Source organism: Sediminispirochaeta bajacaliforniensis DSM 16054, assembly GCF_000378205.1.
In the GTDB taxonomy this organism is placed as follows: domain Bacteria; phylum Spirochaetota; class Spirochaetia; order DSM-16054; family Sediminispirochaetaceae; genus Sediminispirochaeta; species Sediminispirochaeta bajacaliforniensis.
Genome location: NZ_KB899428.1, coordinates 35,382 through 61,929, shown reverse-complemented (window position 1 = coordinate 61,929; position 26,548 = coordinate 35,382). Strand labels below are relative to the sequence as shown.

Below are 26,548 nucleotides of genomic sequence, written 5' to 3'. Positions count from 1 at the left end.
GCACAGACAATTTTGAGCCAATAATGTCTTTTTGAGAATGTTTTGAAAAAAAGAAGTCGTTTTTCGGTTATAGCAACCGCAATGTACCTGTGTATATGCGGATTCCTGTTATTAGTTTTCTCATCATGTTCGCCTTCCGTCCCTTCTGAGCAGGCAGCTACGCGCTATGTCGAGGGGAAGCGGCGGTATCAAAACGGCGACTACCGTACCGCCCGAGATATCTTCGTATCTGTCCATCATGACTACCCCCATTTTTCTCAGAACAGTGTCATGCTCGGAAAAAGCTGTTTTTTCCTTGGAGAAACCGATGAGGCCATATCCTACCTTGAAGAGGTGGCCGGAAAGCGGCCCGAACACATCGATGCGGTAAAATGGCTCTGTCGAAGCTATCTGGCCGCAGGAAACCCGCAAAAGGCCATCGAGTATGTGCAGAAGTCCCTGAGCCTTTCGTCTGAGGATTACGAACTGCAGTTCCTGCTGGCAAAGGCGTACCGGGCTGACGGCCACATCGATAAGGCCTTAAAGGCTTATAGCCGTGCCGAGGCCTCCCTGCAAAGAGGGGTGGAACTCTATATAGAGACGGGAGAGCTCTATCGGAGTCTCGGCCTATGGGAGCCGAGTCTGCAACAATATAAAAAGGCCGCCGATTTTGCGGGGCCTGAGAGTTCGCTTCGTCCTGCACTCGATACCATCATAAAAACGCTCGAATCGGGGGAAACCGAATGAAATCAAAAACGCGATACCTGCTTCTTTTTTTCCTGCTTCCGCTTTTCGGCGGCTGCGGCACCCTGTTCAACCCCTCCTCGATTTCGAAGCTCCAAGAAATCTCACCTATCGAGGAAGAGGCAACCGTCTATCCCGGAACCATAGACCTTTCCTTTTCCGGAGAGAAGCCTCCGGCCGAAAAGACTGCCCGTGATGCAATGCTGATGGAACTGGGAACTCGCTATACGCTGCAGGAAGGGGCTCGATATCGTTTGGATCTCAGGATCGACCAAAGAGATATCGTCAAGGATTTTCGTAAAATCCATGCCGTATCCCTCGGCTGTCAACTCACGGACCAGGCAAACGGCAAAGTTGTGCGGCGCTACTTCTTTTCCGAGGAGACCGAACATACCATCGAATCGGCCTCATACCTGTACCGAATCGTAAGGAAAGGCGTAAAAACGGTAGTGCGATGATCCTGTTTGCGGCCCTTCTTTTCAGCATGTTCCACACACCCGTGCTCTGTGCCCAGGAACTATCGTCGATATCACCCCACGAAGCCATAGAGCTTGCCCTGTCCCGAAGTGACGAGATCAATTACCGGAGTATAGACAGGGAAATTGCCAGGGCAAAGATCGCAATACAGAAAAGGAACTTTCTCCCGAGTCTCGGAATCGATTACTCCCAAAGTGATTCGGTAAGCTACGACAGTGCGGATTCCCGTATCAAAAAGGCGACATTTTCCGTCGATCAGCTGCTCTACGACGGAGGACAGCTCGCCTATCAGTATAGGAACCTGAGGTCGCAGCTCTATCTTAGCGACATAGAAACCGATGAGATAAAAGAACAGCTGGCCCTGCAGGTAATCACCATCTGCACAAATCTCTTGAAAAACAAGAGGATTCTGGAGATACAATCGGCAACAAGAGAGATCGTCCTCAAACAAATAACCATTGCACGGCAGGAACATCGCCTCGGCATGATTACCGAGCTTGATCTGCTTGAGATGGAGGCCCAGCTGGGAGAAATCGACCTCTCCCTTGCCTCAACCCGTCAGGATGAAAAGCGTTACATCTTTCAATTGTCGAGAATCCTGGAAATTCCTCCGGACAGCCTGCCTTCTATCAGGGGAAGGATAAACCCCGACTACCATGGTTTTCTTCTTGTGGGGAAAAATCTTGAAAAGGAGATCGAACGATATGCAAGCCTTGCGCTTTATCAAAACAGCGACCTGCAGAAACTGCTCATCCAGCTTGAAAATGCAAGGACGACAAGAGATCAGACACGACGATCATGGATCCCATCAATCAATGCGGAACTGGAGCTTTCTATGTCGGGGGAAGAGCTTCCGCTTTCCGAATTCGGTTACAGTCTCGGCATGGTTTTTACCTTCAACCTTCCGGCTTTTCCGTTCAAAACAGATGTGAGCGCGGGAAAGACAAATCCACAGGAACGATCTATAGGAAACAGCTCCTCTGTTCAGCTTTTCGATAATCTGCAGGGCTTCATATCGGGGCGTGAAGCCTCCCTGCAGCTGGCTAAAGGCTATTCTTCCTACGAAGATCGCCAGCGAAATCTTCGATTCGACATCGAAGAGGCCCTTACCGATATCGATCATCAGATGAATACGATCTCCCTCACACAGAGGCGGATGGAAATCTCCCGCAGAGAAATTTCCATCCTGCAAAAGGAGGTTGAATTGGGAGAGGCAACACGAATCGACCTTATCGAAGAGCAGGTATCCCTTACACAACAGGAGGCAAAGCTCATCGAAAGTTTCGTCGATCTCTACAATTCGGAAGCTACATTCCTTCAGTCCTGCGGCGTAAGGGGCATAGCAGAGACGGTGAAAGAGATTATTGTATGAACCTGAACCGTTTTTTTACCCTTTCCGCCGCGGCCTTGCTCCTGGTCCTCTCCTCTTGTTCCCGTCAATCATCCGCTGCGGCGACAGTAATCGACGAGGAGGTCACTGAACGGGTCTCGGTTGCAGAGGTTAACGAGGAAACGATCCGATCGGAGTTTTCCTCGTTCGGCACCGTTTCCTACCTCGACAAGGCCGATGTTTCCTCTCTGGTGGAAGGGACGGTGGTCCGTTTGTTGGTGGATGAGGGAGATCGTGTTACAAAGGGTGAGCTTTTGGCGCTTATCGATACCGAAGAGCTGGATATCAAGCAAAGCGAGGCGGAAGCAGAAATCGTATCGGCAGAGGCAGCGGTTGAGCTGGCAAGGCAACAGCTGGAAGACGGAAAGAAACAAATAGAGGCGAAATTCATCTCGATAAAAAATGCCGAAGCAAAGATCGGGCAACTGAAGGCCGAGCTGGAACAGGTCAGCAGGAATTATGAGAACAAGAAGCAGCTTTTTGAGATTGAAGGAGTGACGGCTGAAGAACTCCAGAGCCTCCTGGTTCAGAAAAAGAGTGCGGAAACCGAGCTTTTTACCGCCGAGGGAGAGCTGGCCATCCAGAATATCGGTTTTCGCGACATCGATATTACACAAGCAGGCTTGAGTGTTCCGCAAGATGAAGAGGAACGGATCAAGGTCTTGATCGAAGTAAATACCAGGACCCTTCAGGCCGAGCTTACCGTTGCCGAGGCCCGTCTGCATGCGGCCAGGTCAAATCTTCAAAGTGTAAACCTCCTTATATCCCGCTCGGAAATACGCGCTCCCATACAAGGGGTTATCGCTGCAAAGAATATCTATCTCGGAGAGAAAGCAAGCACCGAGACTCCCCTGTTTACCATCTTTTCACAAAACGCTCTCATTGTTCAGGCGGAAATTCCGGAACAGGAGACTCGCTTTATACAAAAGGGACAAAGGGTGGAAATTCGTAGCGATCTATCCGACAGGTGCTATACGGGAACACTGTACTTCATCGCCCCCTATGCAAACGCCGAAAGCAGAACAACGGCAGCGAAAATTCGTCTCGACGATTCTTCGTCTCTTCGACCGGGTATGTTCGTTCGTCTGACCATCGAAACAGGGATACCGTACAGCGCTCTTGTCGTACCAGTCTCGGCCCTTATCAAGGAGGAAACGGGGACGTATCTTTTTCTGGTCAGAAATTCGAGACTGTTTAAAACCCAAATAGAGGTAGCGAAAGAGGAAGATGATAGGGCCGTTATTTCGTCGGGAATAAGCCAGGGGGATATCGTCGCAGTCACTCCCGGGGCCGATTTCTCTGACGGTATGGAGGTGGAGGTTCTGCCATGAAGAGGCTCCGGCACCTATTACCGGTCTGCTTATTGATCTATCTGTCGGGAGGTCTGTTGGCCTGCAACCTCTTTTTTTTCCCCGATTATGATGAGATCGAATACTTTCCCTCAGGTTCATACGACCTGCTTCCCGAGGGGCGGTTCCCCACCATTTCCTTTGATTTCGGGGTAGACAGGTACAGCGTTGAGGATATATTCTCCGTCTCCGATTTTGAGGGAAAACTCGAGGGGCGATATAGCTGGGAAAAAAGAAACGTCTCATTTCTTCCAGACGAAGGTTTTATTCCGGGCAGGCGCTACAGTCTCGTTTTTTCAGGAAAGTTCCTGGATGATAAGGGAAGGACATATACGGTCAGTAAGACGATTGTCTTTTTTTATGCCGCAGAGGAGGGATCTGTCCCTGCAATCACAGAGATTATTCCTGCACCCGGATCGACTATTTCGGGAGAAAGCCAGCTTTCCTTTCGTTTTTCCGTCCCAATGGATGATACAAGTGTGGCCGAGGGGCTGGACATCAGTCCCTCCATAGCGTATCAGCATAGCTGGCAAGAGGAAGATACGCTGCTTCTGATCTTTCCCGAGGATGAATGGGAAAACCTCACCCTGTATCACATCACCATCGATGAAGATCTTACAGACAGCAGGGGGGTACCCTATCCGGCGGAGAGCCAGTTCAGCTTTTTTGTCGACGATGACGACGATGCCCCCACCATTCTCTATGTAAGTGTTGCAGAAAATAGTTGGACAGCTGCCAGCCCTTTTGCCGTTCTCAGCGAAGATCTCAACGACCTTCGTTACCACGATGCAATCAGGATAGGATTTTCCGAGACCATGGACCAGGATTCGGTGGAAGAGGGTTTTTCCATCTCCCCCAATTGCCCCGGAACCACATTCTGGATCGCTGATCCTTCCGCAGAGTATCCCGATCGCAACGCCTTGGTTTTCATTCCCGAACAGGGATACACCATGGGCCAGGAATATCTGCTGGAAATAGAGGCGGAGGTCACAGACGAACATCAGATTCCCATGGGGATCGATGTCAAGAAAACATTTACTCCCAATATTCCCCTTCTCGAACTCTCGGCCATAGAGGGGGTGGCCCCTGGTAACTCCTTCAGCCTCACTTCATACTCAAGCAGCCAGGCCCAGAGTATCGGGAGCTCCGAGCCTTCTCCATTCGACTATACCTTCCGCTTCCGCTTTTCCCGCCCCTTTGCTCAGGTGGAAGAAAAAGCGGCCGTGCAGGAAAAGATATCCATAGCCGAAATTTTCTCCTCATCCGGCAGTCCCTCTCCCGCTGCATACTCCTGGCAGGATGATTACACCCTCACCGCCACCTATACCAATTTCCGCTCTTCCAGTAGCGGCGAACACTACTATCTCATGACTATTGCCGGTGGATCATCGGGAATAGCCAATAACGAAGGGAGTTTCCTTTCGCAAAGCATCGAACAGCTTCTGGTGGTGCCAAAGCCATGAAAGCCATCTCGTTTCCGGTTTCCGCACGTATCATTGCAGTGCTCGTTCTATTGCTTATCCCGGGCTGCCATATGATCGACGACTACCTTCATATGGATGCCCCTGAGGTGCGCTCTATAACACCGGCGGAAGGCTATGCCGATCCTGCCGATGTACAGGAGATAAGCATCTGGTTCTCCTCGTCCATGGACCGGCCCCAAACCGAGGCTGCCTGCATATTCTCCCAGGATGATCAGCAACTGGAGGGAAGCTTCAGCTGGGCTTCCGACAGGCTCATCTTTACTCCCTATCTCGGCATTACCTCCAACCATGTCTATACCGTCACCGTCACCACCGAGGCGGAGGATGATTACGGCAATTCCCTGCTGCATGAGGTCAATCATCAGTTTTTTACCGGAGAGGAAATCGATCCTCCCTTTATAACAGGAACAAGTCCCCGGGCAGGCGATCTTGTTTCCGATCCCTATGCGACTATTCTTATCGAATTCAGCGAAGGAATCGATGAAATCAGTTTTATCGACAACTTCTCCATCACGCCGGAAGTCATGGGAACCATAGCATGGTCCCCGGACGGGCGAAGCGCAACCTTTACGCCCCTGGTTCCCTATGAAACGGGAGAAGAGTACGAGGTACAGATGTTAAGGGGAGTCCGAGATCTGGCGGGAAATCAAATGACAAAAGAAACATCCTTTCGCTTTACCGCCGGGGATAAGGGAAGCTATGAAATTTCATCGGTTGAGGATATCAGCGGAGGATTTTTCCTTCACGATATAGCAGATACGGCCTATACAACGGGAATTGAAAAAGCGGATGAGCTTCTCGTTACCTTCAGCGCAGCGGTCCCCGAGGATGAAAAGCGGGATATCATCACGGTTAATCCTTCAATATCATATGATGATACGTGGAATTCTGATAATACGACTCTTCATATCATCTTCGACGAAGTGCTGGAATACGGCAAACTCTATGAGTTGAACATCATCGATTCAACCTATCGTTTTCTCGTCGACGGCCCCCACAGCCTCCCCTTAAGCCTTTCAAAGATCATCTTCATCAATGATACGGCAAGTCCCGCACCGGCAGAATTGCACCTCAACGATACGCTTACCATCAGCGATAGCGACCGTGCCCGTTTCGATCTCTACCTGCACCATGCCCAGGGGGCGGTCGTCGATACCTCATCTTTTATGGATGCATTCTCGCTCTCCTCTTCCGCCTTTCAATCCCTCGATTTCACCTCCTACAGCATAGATGTCGGAGCTACAGAGTCGGTCGTTCACGTCGACGCTTCTATTGAGATGGCTTCCGGCATCTCGTCGATTTGTACAATCAGGATAGAAGCTTCCCTCTGCGACAGCTACGACAACTATCTGGAAAACGACTACCTTCTTACCTTGCAGGTGCTGCCGCCGTGAAATCGTTTTTGCGTTGGTTCCTCGATCACCCCCTGTCGACCCTCATGCTCTATCTCGCCCTGATACTCTTCGGAGTCGTCTCCTTTCCCCGCCTTAAGGGCGAGTATCTGCCGACGATTCTTTTCCCTGAGGTAAGAGTTGTCTGCGAATTCGAAAATATCTCGGCAGAGGAGATAGAGCGGCAGGTCACCGTTCCCCTTGAGAATGTCCTTTCCGGGGTATCGGGAGTCAAGGAGCTCGAGTCCCTCAGCCGCCAGGGGATCAGTTCCATCCTGCTGAGATTTTCCTGGGGAACCGATAGCTACAAAGCGGCCCTTGAGGTGCGGGAAAAGATCGATTCGGCATATCCCTACCTTCCCCATGGTATCGAAAAACCCCTGGTATTCACCGAGCGTGGAGAAAACGAGGCACCATTCATTTTAGTTTTGCGCCCCAAAGAGGGTACTTCGATCCAGGAGCTCGACAGGACCATACGATACGACCTGAAAACGCGCCTCATGCAGGTCGAGGGCATTGCCACGGTACGCCTGCGTGGTATTACCTCCCCTGAGGTTAAGGTCCTGCTCGATCCCGACACCTGTACGGCAGCAGGGCTTGCGCTAAACGAGGTTCCTTCGCTGCTTGCATCATCGGTCTTTGAACTGCCCATCGGCAAAGTAAACGAGGGGGGGAAAGAACACCTGATCAAGGCAAGCACCGATACCGTCGATCTTTCTGCCTTACAGCGCATAGCGGTTCCGGTCGAAAGCAGAAGCTTTCTCTCATTAGGAGAGATAGCCGAGGTGCGGCTGGGCCACGCAGAGCGGACCTCCTTTTTTTCCTATAATGGCGAGCCCTGCGTAGGTGCCTTTCTTTGGCCGAGTCCGGAAGAAGGGACCCTGAATGCATCGAGGACCTTACGCCGGGAACTTACGGATATTCGCAGGAACTATGCAAACGATATCGAAATTATTTTTCTCGAAGATGGTGCGGAGAGAATTCGGTCGGCCTTCAGGGAGCTTGCCATTTCGCTGATACTTGGCAGTGCTGCGGCCTTTCTCGTCATGGTGATTTTTCTACGGTCGATCTCTTCGGCCGTGATACTCTTATCATCCTTACCTGCGGCAATCATTCCCATTTTCTTTTTCCAGTATCTTTTCGGCCTTTCACTGAATGTGATGTCACTCACGGGAATCGCCATCGGTATCGGTATGATCGTGGACAACAGTATTGTTGTACTTGAAAGGATCCAGGGTCGGCGCGATCATGCCGCTATTGCCGAGGGGGTCCTCGAAATGGGTTCTTCTACATTTGGTTCAACTATGACGACCCTCCTCGTTTTTTTGCCGATTGTTTTTGTACCTGGCATCATCGGTATACTTTTTCGGGAACTGGCGATCACGATCTCGCTTCTTCTTATCTTCTCGTTTCTGGTTTCAATGAGCCTGACACCGGCCCTTTATGTGCTGATTTCCCCGAAGACAAAAGAATCATCCTCAAAAAAAATCTTTGACCGTGCGGAAAGCGTATACGGAAAGCTCCTGCACGCCCTCATAGCAAGACCCTTCATGATAATCCTTCTGATCATCATCAGCTTTGCCGCCCTTTTCGGTCTGGCTACAGTGCTGCCGAAAGAAACGATGCCCTCTGTCCCGGAAGGAAGGCTTCAACTCTCCCTGTCGCTTCCGGCCGATACCCCCTTTGATGAGGTGGAGGATACGGCAGAGAGATTTTTACAAGCGACAGGAGAGGCCGAAGGAATCAGCGGCGGGTATGCATATACCGGATACGAGGCGGATAACCCTCTCGAACGGGCAAAAAAAGAATCTTCTTTGAACGACATATTCTTCACTTTCTTTTATGCGCCGCGAACCTACAAAAGGGAAGCGATGCTCAAAGCACACATAGAACGGGAGGCAGCAATACTTTCAGTCGGAAAACTCTCCTGGCCCGACAGTTCGGATCCTATCTCGCGTCTGCTTTCCAAAGGGAAGGAGATTCGCCTGAGATTTTCAGGCAGGGAAAGGGAAAACGTGCTGCAAGAGGCCCGGGCCTATCGGTCCCAGTTGCTGCAAGAGGCCCCGGAATCGGATCCTCGTCTGGAAGAATCCGGGGGCTACACCGAACTGCGTCTGGTTCCCGACCAATTGGCTTGCAGAAATTCGGGCATCACCCCCTCTGCAATTGCCGGGACATTGAAGGGCCTTGTCGAAGGTTCACTCGTCGGCACCATAACGCTTCGGGATGAGGAGATCGATATCCGCGTACAGATAGCGGGATATGACAGGTTATCCAGGAGGCAAGTCGAGGCGATACCGTTACAGACACAGAATGGCTTTGTCAAGCTCGGAAACATGGTGCGTTTCGAGCGTCTGCCGAAGCAGCGCGATCTGTACCGCTATAACCGAGTGCCAAGCATTCTTTTATTCGTAAAGGAAGGCAACAATGCAGTGCTGACAGGACGATCCTCCACAATGGGGATAAAACGGGAACGTTTAGATCAAAGCAGCTTTGCCGAGAGTATGCGGGCCATTATCGGAACCTTCGCAATCGCCTTGGTCCTTATGTACCTTTTCCTCGGAGCACAGTTCGAATCATTTTCTGCGCCCTTGTTGCTTATGATCGTGCTCCCCCTCTCGGCATGCGGCAGTTTTCTCTTTCTTACCGTAACGGGAAGGAGTCTGAATATCAATTCGGGGATAGGAATACTGATTCTTTTTGGGACCGCCATCAATACGACGATCATCCTCAAGGCCTCTTTTCTCCATAGCAGGAATAAGGAAGAGCTGGTACGCATGGCCGGAGGGCGTTTACGACCGGTCTTTCTCACCACGGCGACAACCGTGACCGCCCTGTTGCCCCTCATGCTCAACGGCTCTCCCGAAGCGACCCTGCAGGCCCATACCGCAACTTCCGTAATCGGAGGACTGCTTATAGGAACGGTTCTTTCGCTGTTGATCTTTCCCGCCCTTGATTACGTAACAAAACATGGAAGCCGATAATAGCCCCAAAAGCCTACATCCGAAACGAAAACTCTTTCTTTTGATTACGCTCATGCTGCTTAGTCTGATCTTTTCAAGATCAATCGACCTGGGGTATCTCCCCGAAACCGGTATGAAGGCAATATCCGTACAAATTGAGTATAAGGGCGTCTTCCAGGAGCAGATCGAGAGGCTCATAACATCTCCCCTTGAAAACGAACTTCAGTCCATCCCGGGAATAAAACGGATCAGTTCCGTCTGCGAACAAGAATCGGCGACAATCACGATTTTTTTCCATGATACCGCTCAACTTGACCGTTCCTACCTTCTGGTCAGGGATGTCACAGAAAGGCTTTACGCAAGCCTGCCCGAGGGAGTACAACGTCCGGTGCTTCTGAAAAGCGACATGAAGTCCAGGCCTGTTTTTATTCTCGCAGTCGACTACGACCAGGATATCTCCGAAGAGGAACTACGTACCCGATTCGAAAACGTTGAGGGAACGGGAAGGGTCGAGATCGGTGGGGCCCCGCAAAAAGAGGTACAAATACGCTTTTCTCCGTGGCTGCTGGCCCATTGCGGGCTTACCCTTTCCGATCTGAACAATGCCCTCGGATCCTGGAATTTAATTCGCTCATGGAACGTCGCAAATCATCTGCCGGCAATCGTCGACAGCAGGGTGAGGTCCATTTCGGATATAGCGCAACTCCCAGTCGGCAGAAACCTCAGGATGGGTGATGTCGCCGATATCAGCCTTGATCAGACTCCGCGTAAATCCCTTGCCCTTTTCAACGGTAAGGCATCTATTCTCGTCTCGGTATCCAAGGCCGGTGATGCGAACAGCGTCCGGCTCTGTGCAGGACTTCGGGAGGCGTCGAAAGCGATTCCCAATGCCACCATCGTCTATGATCATGGGGCACATATCGAGTCGGCGCTCAGGCAGGTGGCAATCAACATAGGGATAGGCATCTTGGCCGTATCCCTTTTGACCATGTTGATTCTTAAAAGAGCGGCCCCAGCCTTACTTATCTGTCTCAATATCCCTTTTTCCCTGGTCATCACCATCGCGGGGCTGAAGGTTTTCGGCTTTTCCCTGGACATCATGACCCTATCGGGCCTTGCCGTAGGAACGGGTATGGTAATAGATGCGGGAGTCGTTTTTGTGGAAGATGAGTCCCATTACAGCCGTTATTCCATTCTTGTCTCCGGGATATCGACCATATCGGTCTTTCTCCCGCTGATTTTCGCCCCGCATAGCCTGCAAACGGCCTATGCGGGAATTGCCCTGTCCATTTCGATGATGATCACGGCCTCAATGCTCTACGTTTTTTTCATTCTTCCCGATCTCCTGGCTTCGATGGAGGGCGATAAGGGAAAACAGGTGAAGATTGAGGAAAAGAGCTCCCCTATGAAGGGCCATGCCATAATCAGCAGGATTCGTCTCCCCGTTATCATCGCTCTGCCGCTTATCTGCCTGGCCGTTTTTTATCTGGCCGCGGGTATGCAGATACAAGAATCAGATCCGGCGGAACAGGAAAGCTTTCGCTTTTATCTCGAATTTCCCCCGGGGGTGAACCTCGATATGGTACAAAGCAGGGCATCCGGCCCACTATCACGGATTTCCTCGATAGCAGGGGTGAAATTTTTCAGTGCAACCCTCAAACCGGAACGTGTCGAGGCAAGCATACACCTTGTCCCCGGCGGTGATCACTATTCCGTACGGTCGGCCATACAGAACGTTACACGGGCCATACCAGAGGCTTTCCTCTATTTTCCCGAGAAGGGTGATGAGGATCAAAGCCTGTCGATTATCACCACGGGCCCGGAGACGGAACGTCTGAAGGCCATAAACGCAGATCTTGCCAGAAGGATCCAGGCGGAACTTGGGTATGACGATATTGTTTTTCACTATAAAGAGGTCCTGCCGACAAACTATCTAAGCTTCGACAGTGATTACCTTACCCTTTCCTCGACCCTGCCGATTTCGATCTACAATTACCTCTTCAGCTCCCTTTCCGGCCCTGTGACGGGAAAATGGTATACGCCGCTTTTGCCTCAGGGATATGCCGATATCCGTTTCTTTGCCTCGCAGGCGGGAGGATACTCCACCAAGCAGTTACTTTCGATGACGGTCCCCCTTGGAAACGGAAACTACACAAGAGTCGATAGTATCGCTACGCTTGATAAACGGCAGGAGACGGGAAACATCTATCATTTCGGAAGGGAACGAAGCGCAACCATGTCGGTGTCGGTTCCCCGGGATGCAATAAAAGATGCGATAGAACATCTCAGACTGCTCTCCGATGCAAGCGACTACCCCACCGGCTATCGCTCATATGTTGCCCCCTACTATCTTGAAACGGCACGGCAGCAGCAACAACTCATCCTGGTCCTCGTACTGTCGACAGCCTGTGTCTTCATCGTACTCATGTTCCATTTTGAAAAGATCACCAGCACACTCTTGTGCATGTTGCAAATTCCCCTCTCCTTTTCACTGCCCCTCATCTATTTTTTCCTTAGCCACAGGGCTGTCGACAGTGCAGCCCTGATCGGTCTGATTCTCGTAGGTGGGATTGCCGTTAATAACGGCGTTCTGGTGCTCAACGAACTCAAGGGAATAGAAAAAAACGGCCGTACTATCGGTCTGGCACTGAGAAAAAAATCACCGTCGATCATCATCAGCAGCCTGACAACCATTGCGGGAATCATTCCACTCCTTTTCAAAGGGAACCAAAGTCAGGCCATATTGGCCTCCTTTTCCCTCACCATCGCCCTCGGTGTCGGTGCATCAATGCTGTTTCTCTATCTTTCGTTTTTCGCCCTCTTCCCCATTTCTCACAGGCCTACTTCCCATAGACGATGAGAAGGCTTGCCATGCGCTCTGTAGCAAGGGGACCAAGCTGCGGCTGCTGAGCAGAACAAAAACGACGAAATCCTTCGTATTTGAGCGCCTCGGTCAATCGAAGATAGGCATGAAGCTGATAGATATTTTCATTTGTCTCCTGCAGCTTGATGAGGGGTACAAGATAGGAGGAGTCTCCGGTGGACAGGGCCCGGGAAAAGAGGATATTGCTCTCTTCCTTGGTAAGGACCAAAGCGGCCTCAGGCCCTTCTATTCCCACCAATCGTCCAAGCTGAATCCGCGCCTCCCGTGCAAAGCCGGTCGCCGGTGCAAGCTGAATTGTTTTTTCCAAAAGCGGCTGTACGTTAGCGAAGCTGGTGGAGGGTAAACGCTCCAATGCCCGCCATGCATGGTAATAGTAGCCGGGAAGATCGGAAAAGTATTGCTCGAGATCGGCGTAAGTGGAGAAGTTCTCTTGTATCTCCTCGCCGGATTCCAGTAAGGTGGCCAACACAAGATATGTGGCAAAGCTCGTATCGGCTTTCGTCAAACGGAACACCTCGTAGGCCTTGCCGTAATCCCCCGCAAGATAGGAATGGAAAGCCTCGATCAGCTGTTTTCCCTCATCGGTTTCAAGATCAGAAGCGGATAGTGCCGTCGACATAGCATCCAGACTTGAGGAGAGCTCTTCTTCACTCACGATGCCATAGAACCTTCGGTACTCAAGTTCCTTAAAGGCGGCAAAAAGAGACTCCTCGACCCGGCCGAGGCGCTGATACGCCATGGACTCATGGAGCCCGAGGCCGGGGCTATAGCCGAAGGTCGCCGCATAGGTACCGATCTCGATAATAAGTCGTTCATAGCTTTCCGTCTTGATAAGCGTGCTTATGAGGATCTCATGGTCCGTTTTATTCATCAAGTCGGGATGGCTTTCAATAGCGCTATCGAAGGCAGTGAGGGCCTGTTCATACTCTTCTAAAGCGGCAAGCGCCTTGGCCCGGACAAACGCGGCCCCCACCGAATCGCTCTCATCAAGCTCCTGGGCCTTGCTGCCGGCATCTATCGCTTGCTGGTAGGAGGCCTGGGCATAGTACAATTCGGCAAGATTTGCGTACAAGAGGTAACGGGTTTTTTTATTTCCATACCAGCGGTCGAGCTTCTTGCCCTGTTCAAGATAGACGGCCGCCCGCTCGTGCTGTCCCAATAAAAGGTAGAGCGCACCGATGTTTACCTTAACTTTCAATGTTTCGGGGTAACTTTGGTCAAGGGCAAGAAGGGCATTTAGTACCTCAGGGCCCGATTCCCGCCCCATCGCCGCTTCAAAATCCCTATCGAAGGAGGCAGAGCATGAAACAAAGATAAGAGAAAGGAATAGCAGTACATAGCGTGTTTTCACTTGGATCTCCTTATACATTTAAACCGATAAACATTATTAACACGGCAGAAACGGATTCTGCCCTTCAACGAGTATAGCACACAATCAAAGATTTTACGCTCGGGCTCTTTTGCGATAGCAAGAGGGAGAACAGCCGAAGTTTTTACGAAACAGGCGGGAAAAATAAAAGGGATCATCCATGCCGACACGGCAGCCGACCTCCGCAACAGAAAGGGAGGCCTCGCTTACAAGCAGTTCGGCAGCCTTCTCCATCCTCATGGAAACAAGAAGCTGTTTGAAGCTTTTCCCGGTAACCGCATGCAGGGCCTGGTTGATCGAAGAGGGGGAACGATGGACCGCTGCCACCGCATCGGCCATGGCCGGTCCGGCGGCCAGGTTCGACTCGATAAAGGAAAGAAGCCTCTCGACGAGGAGATTTGTCTTTACCGTTACCATGCGGTGTTCTATCAGATAGCTTGTCGTGATCTCGATCAGGCGGAGAATACTTTTCAATTGTTCGCTGTTATAGGAAGGCAGGCTTTCATACGCCTGCTCCATCCCTTTCCGTAGGTTCCGGTCGCGGACCTCCGAAAGCAGCACATCGGGAATTCCCGACTCCAGGCGAAACTGGCCGACGATGATATAGCCGAAACAGCTATCCTCAATAAAAAGGGGGTAAAGAGCCTCGGCGAGTCCAGCATGACATTGATAGAATAGGGTTTTTCCGGTAGAAGCTGCAAGGAGGCACTGCTTTCGGTCGTTTTCCCGGCAGCGATCGAGCATCCCCAACTCCTCCTGAATGATGGTGCAGTAGCGGCACAGCGGACTTCGGCGAAGGGGGGCAACCTCCAAGAAGGTATTATCGAGGACCGAAGTACGAAAACCGAAAGCCTTGGAGATATGATCGAAGATCTGAAACATCTCATTGGTAAATAGCATTTCCGAAATGGTCTGCATAGATAAAATGTGATAGATAATTGTTGTTTTGTCCATATTATTTGTCAAAACGTATATGTATTTCTTTTCTGAAATGGCTTTATGCTTCCTGGCATGGAGTGTGAACGAAGGTGAAAAAAACACTTGTTATTATGGCTGCCGGTATGGGGTCCCGATACGGGGGATTAAAACAACTCGACGGTATAGGTCCCAACGGCGAAACGATTATGGATTATTCGCTTTTTGATGCGGTAAGGGCTGGCTTCACAAAGGTGGTATTCATTATACGACGGGACATCGTGAAGGCCTTTGAAGAGCAGATCATACGTAGGCTTGAAGGGACTCTGGAAGTCGCATACGTATTCCAGGAGACCGATGACATTCCCGCTCCCTACAAGGGGACTGTCCTGCGGACTAAGCCATGGGGAACCGGTCACGCCCTCATTTCGGCTGCGGCCGAAGTCACCGAGCCCTTTCTCATCATTAATGCGGATGATTATTACGGCCCGTCGGCTTTTGCCAGTGCCGCAAGGCGGCTTGAAGGAATCGACAATCAAAGGCTTCAGGCCGCTTTGATAGCCTATCGCCTAAAAAACACCCTTTCGGCCAACGGGACGGTAGCCCGCGGCATCTGTCGGAGCGAGGGCGGCTACCTCACATCAATCACCGAAACCCTTGGACTGCAGCGGGCCTCGTCCGGAATAGTGGTCGACGGGAAGGGAGAGGAAATCCCCGAAGAGACAATGGTCTCGATGAACATGTGGCTCTTTTCTCCTCCCATCTTCTCCTTTGCAAAAGCGCTTTTTTCTCAATTTCTTGCACAACATCGGACCGACGAAAAGGCGGAATTCTTCATTCCCGACATTGTCGAAGCCTTCATAGCAAAACAGGATGCAAAGATACCTCTCGTAGAAACAGAGGAGCGGTGGTATGGGGTAACCTATGCCGAGGACAAAAAAGCGGTTATGCAGGCAATAGCAGCGGCAATACGGACGGGAACATATCCTGAAACATTGTGGGGACAGCAATGAATAGAGAAGCCCTTGCAAACGTATGTGCGAATTTCCGGATTCTCGGGGATTTTGTCGAAGCACATTCCTACGGAAACGGCCATATTAATGATACCTATGCGGTAAGCGTAGATCAGGCGGGAAGGCCGCTGCGCTATATTCTGCAGCGGATCAACAGCCATGTGTTCCATGAACCAATTAAGTTGATGGAGAATGTCCACCGCATCTGTGTCGAAAGCCAGAAGCGGCTACAGGAAGTCGGCAGACCGGACGCATCAAGAAGGTCCCTGACCACCGTTCTCAGTCGCGACGGAAAGGCATATTCCTGCGACGATGAGGGAGAAATCTGGCGGCTCTATCTCTTTATCGAAGGAGCGGTCGGATACGACATCGTGGAGAACCGAGACCAGGCATATCAGGCGGCAAAAGCCTTTGGAGCATTTCAGCAGCTCCTGACCGAGCTTCCTGGCAAGCGTCTTCACGAAACCATCAAAGACTTTCACAATACACCAAGCCGCTTTCGGCGTTTTGAGGAGCTCTTACAAGAAGATCCGCTAAAACGGAAAGATTCGGCAGCCGGGGAAATCGATTTCTACCGCTCCTTTGCGGATCAGGTTTCCCGGCTTACGGATCTCAATGCATCAGGGCGTATCCCGGAGCGGGTTACCCATAACGACACGAAGTTAAACAATGTGTTGATCGATACCCAGACAAACGAAGCGGTCTGCGTCATCGATCTGGACACGGCGATGCCCGGTCTTGCCCCTTACGACTTCGGCGATCTGGTGCGCACCTCCACCTCTCCCGCCGCAGAGGACGAACGTGATCTTTCAAAGGTCTGTCTTATTCCCGAACTGTTCAAGGCCATTACCCAGGGCTACCTTGAAACAACATACGGTTTTCTCCTGCCAGAAGAGCGGTCGAATCTCTTCTTTGGGGCAAAACTGATGACCTACGAGGTCGGCCTTCGCTTCCTCACCGACTACCTCGAAGGAGATCGATACTTCAAGATATCCTCGCCCGACCATAATCTGGTGCGTTGCCGAACCCAGATGAAGCTTGTTCAATCGATGCAGGAACAAAGTCACCTACTTGAAGAGATCGTGGAATCCTGTTATGAAGGGATACAAGCATCATGAAAAAGATATTAATAACAGGCGGTGCTGGTTACATTGCCAGCCATACCAACATCGAATGCATAGCCTCCGGCTACCAGCCGGTCATCGTAGACTCCCTGGTGAATGCCAGTAAGGAGTCGGTACGTCGCGTCGAAGCACTTGCTTCCCAGGCCATTCCTTTTTACCAATGCGACCTGCGTGATGAGGCTGCCCTGCGGAAGGTTTTCGAACAAGAAGGCCCTATTGATGCCGTTATCCACTTTGCGGCCCTGAAGGCCGTCGGAGAATCGGTACAGGAACCCTTGCGTTATTATGATAACAACCTCACCGGTTCCCTCACCCTTTTTGCGATGATGAAGGCTTTCGGAGTCGAAAACATTGTCTTCAGTTCCTCGGCAACGGTGTACGGTGATCCCGAAAAGGTTCCGGTCACCGAAGATGCCCCCGTCAGCGCGACCAATCCCTATGGATGGACCAAGGTGATGATGGAACAGATCCTTACAGACACGGCCGGGGCGGAAGGTTGGAAAAGTGTCATCCTCCGCTATTTTAATCCTGTGGGTGCACACCCGTCCGGAGATATAGGAGAGGACCCCGCATATCCCAATAACCTTGTTCCCTTTGTTTCACAGGTTGCGGCGGGAATCCGAGAGAAGGTTGTGGTCTTCGGTAACGATTGGCCGACCCCGGACGGAACAGGCGTCAGAGACTACATCCACGTGGTTGATCTGGCCAGGGCGCATACGGCCGCTCTGCGTTATCTTGAAGGGGCCGAAGGAAACTCAATCTTCAATATCGGAACGGGAAAGGGCTACTCCGTCCTCGAAATCATCAAGGCCTTTGAAAAGGCATGCGGCAAACCGATTCCCTATGTCATCGGTCCCCGAAGAGACGGGGATGTTGCCGAAGTTTTGGGAGACCCGAGTCGCGCAAACAAAGAGCTTGGCTGGAAGGCCGAATACGGGCTTGATGAGATGGTGGCATCGGCCTGGAACTGGCAGTCCAAAAATCCAAAGGGCTACCGTTCATAGCTTCGAAGCTATCGGCTATACCGACTTCGATTGCCTGACAAAATCCTGAGCATCGAGGGAACGAATCATTTCAACGACCTCACTGGTCCTGCGAAGAGAGAATTTCTTTAGAATTCTGGTGACGTGACTTTTTACCGTCACCAGTTCGACATGTTTATACTTTGCAATCTCCTTTTGTTTATAGCCGTCGAGCAATAACTTGAGGATCCCTACCTCGGCAGGAGTGAGTGTCATAAAGGCCATCGTAAACTTTTGAAGCTCTTCCTTATAATGCCCCATCGCCCGCATCTGCTTTCTAAGCATCTGGGCCGCATAGCTGTGAATGGGAGAACTGTGCTTGTACGCCTTCTTTATGGCAATGATGATATCGGACATAGAATCCGTTTTGAGAAGATAATCGACAGCCCCAGCCTCGAAGGCAGATAAGACCCGCTCCTCTTCTTCATGGCAGGTAAGAATGACGATCCGAATATCGGGATAGGAACGACTGATCTGTCGGCAGTAATCTATTCCGGCGGTCGGACTTTCCATCTCAATATCCATCAAGATCACATCGGGCAGGTATTGTTCCACCGCACAAAGGAGTTCCCGCCCGCTGGTTACGGAAGCAACCACCCGAATATCAGGCTCATGATTAAGAATACTTTGATAGATGTTATTGAGTTCGGGAAAATCTTCGGCGACAATACAGGTAATTGATTTTTTATCATTCATCTGAAGCCTCCGGGATATATATTTCGACCTTAGTAAAGATATCCGGCATACTTTCGAGACGCATCGTTCCCCCGAACGCCTCTACAAGCTGCTGGGAAAACGCAAGCCCCATTCCCCAATTGGTGATTGAAGGCTTCGTAGAATAAAAGGGCTCGAAAACATGCTTCTGCCTGGCGCGGTCGATGCCGCAGCCATTGTCCTCGACGGAAATAACAAGATAATCCAACTGGCGGTTACAGTACATAATGATGTAGGGGTTTTCCACGCCCCTGACGGCTTCCTTACTGTTGATGATGAGATTCCGCAGGACCTCGATGAAATAATGTTCGTCTACCACCATCTTCGCCGTCGGAACGGTATTGCGAACCACAACATCGGGATACTCCTTTTCGATCCGTCCAAGCAGTGAAGAGGTTGTAAGATGCGAATATGTTAAGGCGATACGGTCTGGAAGCACGGGAAGGGCATTGAGCCTTGCGATAGTCTTTTCGCAGATTGCATGGATACCTTCCAGCTGTTGGTGGCTTGCTTCCTGTACAAGGCCCTGTTCTGCAAGGAGCTTCACCGCAATAAACTGGTTCTTGATCGAGTGAGTAAAAATCTTAAGGCCGCTGCCGGCTGTCTTCATCCTCGCCTTAAAGCCGATCTGATGGCGCTGATCATTCAGGGCAAAACTGTTATAGACAATGCTGATATAGATTAAGACACCAAGCGAAAAAAAGGAAAGCACAAAAATAAGCGACGCGGTAAAACGAGTATACGGAAGACTGATGAGTTTTACCGTCGACAAGCGCCATATATGGATCGAATGGCTCGGAAACCAATAAAAGAGAACAAAAACCAAAACATGTATCGGAACAAGCCCGAGGATAATCAGTTCCGATCGTTTTCTAAAAGGCTTCGGCGTTTTCGAGTATATCCAAAGCGAAAGAACCAGACTGGTGATCAAGGCCGCCTTCACCAGAATATTCAACAGACGATTGAGAATGTTCAAGCCGCTCAGGATCTCCTGCATTCCCTGGAAGACCGAATCGGGCTCGAATACGTGTTGAAGGATCCCCGGATCGGCAAGAAGGATGAGCAATGCCGGTACGGCAACAATAAAGCTGCCCTTGCGCAGAAGCCCCCTGCGGGGGTGCTGAGAAAGGGGAAAACCTATCGCACCGAGCATATACAAGGCTATGCCGACATCCATGAGGCGGTACATGCCGAAGATTGAGAGATCAAGATAGTAGTTCAACTTCCAGATGAAGAGATTGCTGCTTATCAAAAGAGGATTTTCGATGAAATTGGCGAAGGAGACGTATTCGGTAAAAAGAATGAGACCGAAAAGAGCAAGAGAAAAACCAATCGGCATTAATAGAAACCATAAAAGGCTGGAATCCTTTTTTTGCCGTATGGTCACAATAAGAGAAAAAATCAGATAGACAGGAATCAGATAGATCATTGCCGTTCATCATATCAGAAAAGGAGCCCTCGGAAAGCTCTGAGAGCTCCTTGCCGAATCATTGTCTATTTCTTACTTTCCCAATACCTTGCCGTCTCACTCTTCATCCTTGCGATAAAGGCTTCCGGAGTGATTTTTCCGAAAACGAGATCGTTATCAGCGGGATAAAATACATTGGCAAACCACTCTGGGTAAAGCTGCATGGCGCCGTCATAGGAGACGTGGAAATTCTCGGCATGCTCCACTACCGGTTTTACCTCGGTAAGAAGATCCGGGTAGGAGGCATCTCTCCGAGCCGCAATATTGATGGTATCGTGTGCCAGTTTTTCGGCGTTTTCCTTTCTGCTTATATACTTCATAAAGGCCTTGGCTCCCTCGATGTTTTTCGCTCCCGTAGGAATGGCAAAGCCGATCAGGTAGGCTTCGACATCGGCGCTTGATCCTTTGCCTCCTGAAACCTCGGGAAAGGGATAAAAACCGACCTCAAAACCGTCGACTTGCTGTTCCTTTGTCTCGGATGGGATCCAGGTACCGCAAAGAATAGAGCCCGACTTGTTCAGTGCCCAGTCAGCCTGGGCGGCGGGATAGTTGCTGCCCGCATAGCCCGGCTGGAAAAAATTCTTTCCACCTGCACTCAATTCATACACCATCCTGGCGGCGCTTAGGTATCCGGGATCATCCCAGACCTTTCCACTGGCATCTGCCGCAGCATCTTTTAAATGGCCGGGACCCATGACCCTGGTAAGCGCCCAATAGTAGTAGTAGGCATTGTAAAATGAGATATTCCCGTCAAGAGCGAGAGCAGGGACACCGGTGCTTGTAAGTTGCTGATTGGTATCGATAAATTCTTTCCAATTTTCAGGTGCGGCAAGGCCATGTTCGGCGAAAAGGGTCTTGTCGTAGAAGAAACCGGAGGTGATAAATTCGTATGGGAAAAAGTAGATCGAATCATCCTTTGCATACAGCTTCACCAGATGCTCATCAAAAAGGTCCATCATCTGTTTTTGCCCCTCGGGCCCCTCTGTCTTGTAAAGAAAATCATTGAGGGGTTCCACCAGGACGTTGTCACCCTTGAGCAGTGCACCGGAAAGTTCACTAAAATCCTGATCGATCAGGTCGGGGGCATCCTGCATCAACAGGCGACTCCGTATTTTCGTAAGGACATCCCGACCGGCAAAGGTTATATCAACCTTGATGCCAGTCTCCTCTTCAAACTGTTTTGCCATTGTTTCCATGAAGATTGCCTGGGGCTCTCCGGCGTTCCACATCGATACATACTCGATAGAACCGTCAGAAGCTCCCTCCTGCGTTCCTCCGGCATACAAAGAGCCGAGGAGCGTCAGAGCGATCAAGGCAAGAATCGACAACCTCTTTTTCATTTTCAAACCTCCGAATTTTATTCCTTCACCGCCCCCATGGTCATACCGGCCACGATGGTTCGGGAAAGGAGAATGAACAGCAGAAAGGTAGGGATAACCACCAGGGTAAAGGCTGCAAAAAGCGAGACCCAATCTCCTGTGTATTGGAGACTCCCCTGAAGGGCATAAAGTCCCATGGAGAGGGTATAGTTGGAATCTTTGCTGATGAAGGTAAGGGCCAATAAAAACTCATTCCACAACCCCACGAAATTCAAGACGGCGGCGGCAACCAAACCGTTTCGTGTCAAAGGCAGCATGATCCGAAAAAAGGTAAGCATGGGACCACATCCGTCGATCTCGGCCGCTTCCTCAAGGCTTTTGGGCAGGGTACGAAAATAGCCAAGCAGCAAAAATACGGTAAAGGGAATGGAAAGGGCAATGTACACCATGATGAGCCCGAATTTGCTGTTTATCAGCCGCAGGTTAAAAAGGAGAAAAAAGAGAGGGACCAGCAGCAACTGGTAGGGAATCCCCATGCCGAAAGAAACCAGGTTGGTAATCTGCTTCCGAAAAGGAAACTCTTTGCGTGCCAGAACATATGCGGCCGGAGCACTGACGGCCAGCAAGCCTAAGACAGAGGGAATAACGATGAGAAGCGAATTAATGAAGTAGGTTCCCAAATGGTAGGTCGTCCAGATTTTTCGATAGTTCCCGTATTGCGGTGAGTGTGCGATTCCCCAGATATCCGAGAAAAATCCCTGATTTGTTTTCAGAGAGCTGTTGATGACCCAAAGAAAAACAAATATGGAAAAAGCGCACCATAGATAAAGAAGCACTCTCGCTATGATGTCCCAGGCAGTACGTCCTTTTGTCAGGATTTTCATGCGCTTACTCCTAATACTGAATTTCTTCGCGCCTGGTGAGGCGGGTAATGATAAGATAAAAAAGGGCAACGATAAGAAACATCACCACACCCATGGCTGTGCTATATCCCATGCGGTACATGGTCACTCTCCGTCCGAAGGCCGTCATATACATGTAGGTTGCGAGGTTCTGTGCCCCTGCCTGCGGAACATCCACACCCCCACCCCAGGCATACAGGAGGGAAAACTCCTTGACTGCGGTAATACACCAAAAAATAATCGTGGTAACGAGGACGTCCCAAATCATCGGAATTTTTATCGTAAAGAAAATACGGAATTCGGAAGCGCCCTCTAATTTTGCCGATTCAACGAGGTCGACAGGAACCCTCTCCAGGGCCGAAGAGAGGATCACAAAGTAAAATCCCGAATACATCCAGACCAGCGCAACCAGAATAGCCCAAAACAGGGTGTCTGGGGCCGTCCATGTCGGCTGAATATGCCCAAGCCCTATCACCCGTAAAAAACCGTTCAGCAAACCATACTGGTGGTTATAGATAAACGACCACAGAATGGCGACGGCGACGGGGTTGATAATCGAGGGAAAGTAGATCAATCCACGCATAAATTTCTTTCCCTTCGGACCGGTAGCAATAAGACCACTCAGAAAAAAGGCGATACCAAAGGTCAGAATCCCACCGAAAAAAATGATGCCGAAGCTGTTGGCCATAACGACCGACCAGAAATGCGTATCGGAAAAAAGTTCCCGGAAATTTCCAAGACCAATAAATTGCATGTCCGAAGTAAAACCGTTCCAGTCAAAGAGGCTGACAAAAAAGGCCTTTACCGCGGGATAAAGAAACAAAAGCAGATAGAGCAAGAGACAAGGGCCCAGGAAGAGGAGCACCATAGTGGTATTCTTACGCTTCACAAAAAAAACTCCTTTGATGTTCTAAGTGATTGTAGAGGAAGAATTTCTTAATCCACAAGTATGAAGTTTCCACAACATTTCATGCACTTTTTTCAAAAGCCGGTACAATAGGTATGAGCAGATATCATACCTTTTCCGCTCTTCTTCCTAAAAAGGCTTCTCGGGTATGAGAAGAAATCATTCTTCCGCTTTGCCCATAAGGGGCCTATCATAGAGGGAAGGAGGCTTCAGGTGGTCAGGATAGCGGCAAGTGTCTCAAATGGATGGATACACAGAGAAACGGGAATAAGGTTCGGCGAAGAGTACTATTTTTCTCCTCGGTTTCGACAAGAGGTCGATCTGAAGATTGCATCGTTTTTGGAACAGCACTTCTCAGGATATGCCATCTGTAACCTGGAATCGAATTTGGTTTCCCTGCCTCACTACCATCCTGAGGATTTTCTTGTCGGAGCAATTCAACCCAACCTCATCATCGGCATGCTGCTTGGCGCCAGGTTTATTGCCTATCCCGACCAGGACGCAGATATAGAAGAAAAACCCCTTTCCGGTATCACTTCCGTACAAGCATTACCGGAACCGGGAGAACTCACAGCCCATCCGATGGTGAAAAACTGGTTGTCAGAGATTGAAGCACTCAAAAAAGAAGGAACCGTCATCCCACCCTTTTTCTGGGACAGAGGCGGAAGGGCCACCATACACGGTCCACTAACTACCGCCTTAAAATTTTTCGGTCAGGATGTTCTATTCTCGATCTACGATAAGCCGGATTTCCTGCCATCCTTCTTTCTTTGGTACGAAGAGGTTTGTACAAGGTTGATTTTTACCTTTGCCAGGGCTGCCGGGATGACGATAACAGGACTCCACATCGGAGAATGCTCGGGAACCATGTTAAGCCCTAGTGATTACGGAGAACTCATCATCCCCTCGCTTAAGCGACTCGGAAAAGCGATTGGTCCGATACGGCTCCACCATTGCGGGAATTGCACGCACCTCCTTGAATCCATAAAAAAGGGCGCGCCCATAGCCGTTCTCGATACCGGAAGCGGGACCGACGTGGCAGCAGTGAGAAGGTTTTTCGGGAATACCCTGCCGATCGATCTCATGCCGCCCCTTGAACTGCTGCTCCCCGGTACCGGCGAAGTGGAAATTGGTGAATGGCTGAAAAAAATACAAGCCGACAACGATGGCGGCGAACTCACCGTAAACTATCACTTGGAACCAGGATATGACCCACAGAACCACTTGCTATTCCATAAACTCCTGGCAAGAGATTAGAGCCAAAGGTGAGATTCGAACTCACGACCTACGCTTTACGAGAGCGTTGCTCTACCCCTGAGCTACTTTGGCGTGCTGAAAAAAACTACCCAATGCTGAGAAAAAAATCAAGTACCGAAGGGTAATTATTCGACCTGCTGATTACGCCTGCGGCTCTGAACGAAACGACCGAAATCGTTGATATTCTTTACCACAATCCTATCTTCATAGAGCTCTATGCGGCGCTGGTTTGCAAAATGCTGGAGAATTTGCTTGCATTTGTCGGGACTCATCCCGGCCCAGTGCGCAATATCATCGACGGTGGTCTTAAAGATCCGCTCGTTTACATCCGGATCGTCTGCAGGCTGAGTCTCCGCAAGCATGATAAAGACGTCTGCAACCCTGGCCTGGATATCATCCAGGGTAAGAATCATAAAGCGACGCTTCTGATCATAGATACGCTTTGTAAAAAGCTTCAAAAGTTTTAGGGCGATCTGGGGATTTCCCTTCATAAGGATCTCGAAGTTGGCGCGGTTGAATTCGAGAGCTACCACCTTATCGATGGCAACGGCCGAAGCGGAACGGGGAGCCTCTTCAAGAATAGCCATTTCGCCGAAAATTTCCCCCGGCTGAAGAATATCAACGTTCTTCTCGATATCATCCATGATTTTTACGATTTGAACCCTTCCGGACTGAATGAGATAGAAGGTATCGCCGGGTTCATATTCACAGAAGATGATATCACCGGGCTGATAGGTCTGGGCAAAACGTCCGAACATTGAAAGGTCAAGACTCATGATGCAGCCCCCATTGCGGCAATTGCTTTCTTCACTTTCCGGTGTATCGGCATATCCTCACGAACCATGGTAAGAATTTTCTTGTAAAATCCGAGGGCCTTTGGGATATCGTCCTTTTTTTCATAACAACTTCCAACGTAGAAAAGGGCATCGGTCAGGTCCGGATGTTTGGGATAGGTTTTGATCATGCCGCTTAGATGTCTGATGCACTCGTCGTACCGACCAAGGGCGAAATAACAGCGACCGATCTCAAATGCGGCTTTTGCCGCATACTCCTGATCAGCTTTATCCGAGGCAATACGCTGAAATTCTTTCAACGCTTCCTGATACTTTTCCTGACTGTGGAGACTCACAGCATTGTAGTAAGCCTTGGCTGCATTCGAGAGTTCTTCCCGGGCAGGTGCTGCGCTCACGGGAGCCGAACTACGCATAGATCCCTGGGCATTCTGCTCGGCGAGAGGAATATTGCGGTTTGCCTCATCGGCATATTTTCCCGAAGGGTAATAGGTAAGGTAGCGACGGTAGGCATACAATGCCTGAGGAAACTTTTTTGCCCGATGATAGTACTGACCGATCCGAAACAGACCACTTTCGGGATCGGTACTCTCCTTACCCGAACTGATCAGGTTCCTGACCTGCTTATGGATACGACGCAGCTGGTTGGAAAAGACCTTAAGCATCTTCATGATGATTCTGGTATTCTGCATGATTAGCTGTTCGAATTCGGGAACGGTAAAGACTACCATTTGGGCATCGGAGAGAACAACGGCGGTTTCTTCTCTGGTGTATCGGCCAAGGGCAGATTTTACACCGAAAAACTCCCCGGTTTGGATCAACTCATGAAGCTCCTGCCCGGTTTCGATGTCGTTGTAATTCAGACTTACCTTTCCGGATTTTAGAATATAGATGCGTTCGGCAACATCACCTTGGAAGTAGACGATGGAATTTGCCTTATATTGTACAGCCCGTGGCATTGCTTCTCCTCTTCTGAATTGTAGGAACAGCCTTGTATCTGTGTCAACCGCTTTGGAACTATAGTTCTTCTATCGGCACAAGGAGGGGCAGGCATTACAGCATGTTGCCTGAAGATGGGTCATGGAT

Annotated in this window: 21 protein-coding genes and 1 tRNA gene; 12 read left to right on the top strand and 10 right to left on the bottom strand. The window is 50.2% G+C overall.

What is annotated here, in order from left to right:
* Nucleotides 1-42: 42 nt before the first annotated feature.
* Genes F459_RS22575 through F459_RS0118510 form a run of 8 tightly spaced genes read left to right on the top strand, consistent with a single transcriptional unit; the run spans nt 43 to nt 12,637 of the window.
* Entirely contained in the window at nt 43-726 is a 684-nt protein-coding gene (locus F459_RS22575; RefSeq protein ID WP_245540225.1) for a tetratricopeptide repeat protein, read from the top strand.
* A complete protein-coding gene (locus F459_RS0118540; protein ID WP_020614208.1) occupies nt 723-1,181 on the top strand; it encodes a hypothetical protein in 459 nt (152 codons plus the stop codon). The genes F459_RS22575 and F459_RS0118540 overlap by 4 nt, the downstream gene beginning before the upstream one ends.
* Nucleotides 1,178-2,572, top strand: a complete 1,395-nt coding sequence (locus F459_RS0118535; RefSeq protein ID WP_020614207.1) for a TolC family protein — start codon at nt 1,178-1,180, stop codon at nt 2,570-2,572. The genes F459_RS0118540 and F459_RS0118535 overlap by 4 nt, the downstream gene beginning before the upstream one ends.
* Nucleotides 2,569-3,921 carry an efflux RND transporter periplasmic adaptor subunit gene (locus F459_RS0118530; protein ID WP_020614206.1) on the top strand — a complete coding sequence of 451 codons (1,353 nt, stop codon included), beginning with the start codon at nt 2,569-2,571 and terminating at the stop codon, nt 3,919-3,921. Before F459_RS0118535 ends, F459_RS0118530 begins: the two co-directional genes overlap by 4 nt.
* Nucleotides 3,918-5,402, top strand: a complete 1,485-nt coding sequence (locus F459_RS0118525; RefSeq protein ID WP_020614205.1) for an Ig-like domain-containing protein — start codon at nt 3,918-3,920, stop codon at nt 5,400-5,402. Before F459_RS0118530 ends, F459_RS0118525 begins: the two co-directional genes overlap by 4 nt.
* Entirely contained in the window at nt 5,399-6,817 is a 1,419-nt protein-coding gene (locus F459_RS0118520) for an Ig-like domain-containing protein (protein WP_020614204.1), read from the top strand. The genes F459_RS0118525 and F459_RS0118520 overlap by 4 nt, the downstream gene beginning before the upstream one ends.
* Nucleotides 6,814-9,798: an efflux RND transporter permease subunit gene (locus F459_RS0118515; protein WP_020614203.1), complete on the top strand. Its 2,985-nt coding sequence runs from the start codon at nt 6,814-6,816 to the stop codon at nt 9,796-9,798. The genes F459_RS0118520 and F459_RS0118515 overlap by 4 nt, the downstream gene beginning before the upstream one ends.
* Nucleotides 9,785-12,637 (top strand): efflux RND transporter permease subunit, encoded by a 2,853-nt coding sequence (locus F459_RS0118510; protein ID WP_020614202.1) that lies wholly within the window; start codon nt 9,785-9,787, stop codon nt 12,635-12,637. Before F459_RS0118515 ends, F459_RS0118510 begins: the two co-directional genes overlap by 14 nt.
* Here F459_RS0118510 and F459_RS0118505 read toward each other — a convergent pair.
* Nucleotides 12,618-14,012 carry a tetratricopeptide repeat protein gene (locus tag F459_RS0118505; RefSeq protein ID WP_020614201.1) on the bottom strand — a complete coding sequence of 465 codons (1,395 nt, stop codon included), beginning with the start codon at nt 14,010-14,012 and terminating at the stop codon, nt 12,618-12,620. The two genes, F459_RS0118510 and F459_RS0118505, sit on opposite strands and share 20 nt — an antisense overlap.
* A gap of 93 nt (nt 14,013-14,105) precedes the next feature.
* A complete protein-coding gene (locus F459_RS0118500; RefSeq protein WP_245540224.1) occupies nt 14,106-14,948 on the bottom strand; it encodes a PocR ligand-binding domain-containing protein in 843 nt (280 codons plus the stop codon).
* 110 nt (nt 14,949-15,058) lie between these two features.
* Between F459_RS0118500 and F459_RS0118495 the strand changes: the two genes are divergently transcribed.
* From F459_RS0118495 to galE, 3 genes are read left to right on the top strand one after another with little or no spacing between them, the layout of a single operon-like run.
* Nucleotides 15,059-15,958, top strand: coding sequence for a nucleotidyltransferase family protein (locus F459_RS0118495; protein ID WP_020614199.1), 900 nt, complete (start codon nt 15,059-15,061; stop codon nt 15,956-15,958).
* Nucleotides 15,955-17,076 carry a phosphotransferase enzyme family protein gene (locus tag F459_RS0118490; RefSeq protein ID WP_020614198.1) on the top strand — a complete coding sequence of 374 codons (1,122 nt, stop codon included), beginning with the start codon at nt 15,955-15,957 and terminating at the stop codon, nt 17,074-17,076. The genes F459_RS0118495 and F459_RS0118490 overlap by 4 nt, the downstream gene beginning before the upstream one ends.
* Entirely contained in the window at nt 17,073-18,086 is a 1,014-nt protein-coding gene (gene galE / locus F459_RS0118485; RefSeq protein WP_020614197.1) for a UDP-glucose 4-epimerase GalE, read from the top strand. Before F459_RS0118490 ends, galE begins: the two co-directional genes overlap by 4 nt.
* 15 nt (nt 18,087-18,101) lie before the next feature.
* Here galE and F459_RS0118480 read toward each other — a convergent pair whose 3' ends face one another.
* From F459_RS0118480 to F459_RS0118460, 5 genes are all read right to left on the bottom strand, one after another.
* Entirely contained in the window at nt 18,102-18,800 is a 699-nt protein-coding gene (locus F459_RS0118480) for a response regulator transcription factor (protein WP_020614196.1), read from the bottom strand.
* The gene (locus F459_RS0118475; RefSeq protein WP_020614195.1) at nt 18,793-20,247 is read right to left on the bottom strand and encodes a sensor histidine kinase; all 1,455 of its coding nucleotides are present in this window, start codon (nt 20,245-20,247) and stop codon (nt 18,793-18,795) included. Before F459_RS0118475 ends, F459_RS0118480 begins: the two co-directional genes overlap by 8 nt.
* Before the next feature lie 65 nt (nt 20,248-20,312).
* Nucleotides 20,313-21,626 carry an ABC transporter substrate-binding protein gene (locus F459_RS0118470; protein WP_020614194.1) on the bottom strand — a complete coding sequence of 438 codons (1,314 nt, stop codon included), beginning with the start codon at nt 21,624-21,626 and terminating at the stop codon, nt 20,313-20,315.
* Nucleotides 21,627-21,643: 17 nt separating this feature from the next.
* On the bottom strand, nt 21,644-22,489 hold the full coding sequence (locus F459_RS0118465; RefSeq protein ID WP_020614193.1) for a carbohydrate ABC transporter permease: 846 nt from the start codon (nt 22,487-22,489) through the stop codon (nt 21,644-21,646).
* 10 nt (nt 22,490-22,499) lie between these two features.
* Complete coding sequence (locus F459_RS0118460; RefSeq protein ID WP_026295108.1) at nt 22,500-23,396, bottom strand: carbohydrate ABC transporter permease; 897 nt, start codon at nt 23,394-23,396, stop codon at nt 22,500-22,502.
* A 231-nt stretch (nt 23,397-23,627) separates the two neighbouring features.
* Between F459_RS0118460 and F459_RS0118455 the strand changes: the two genes are divergently transcribed.
* The gene (locus F459_RS0118455) at nt 23,628-24,671 is read left to right on the top strand and encodes a uroporphyrinogen decarboxylase family protein (RefSeq protein WP_026295107.1); all 1,044 of its coding nucleotides are present in this window, start codon (nt 23,628-23,630) and stop codon (nt 24,669-24,671) included.
* Here F459_RS0118455 and F459_RS0118450 read toward each other — a convergent pair.
* From F459_RS0118450 to F459_RS0118440, 3 genes are all read right to left on the bottom strand, one after another.
* A tRNA-Thr gene (locus F459_RS0118450) sits at nt 24,672-24,743 on the bottom strand.
* Nucleotides 24,744-24,796: 53 nt separating this feature from the next.
* Nucleotides 24,797-25,447 (bottom strand): Crp/Fnr family transcriptional regulator, encoded by a 651-nt coding sequence (locus tag F459_RS0118445; protein ID WP_020614191.1) that lies wholly within the window; start codon nt 25,445-25,447, stop codon nt 24,797-24,799.
* Nucleotides 25,444-26,421 carry a cyclic nucleotide-binding domain-containing protein gene (locus F459_RS0118440; RefSeq protein ID WP_020614190.1) on the bottom strand — a complete coding sequence of 326 codons (978 nt, stop codon included), beginning with the start codon at nt 26,419-26,421 and terminating at the stop codon, nt 25,444-25,446. The genes F459_RS0118445 and F459_RS0118440 overlap by 4 nt, the downstream gene beginning before the upstream one ends.
* Nucleotides 26,422-26,548 lie beyond the last annotated feature (127 nt).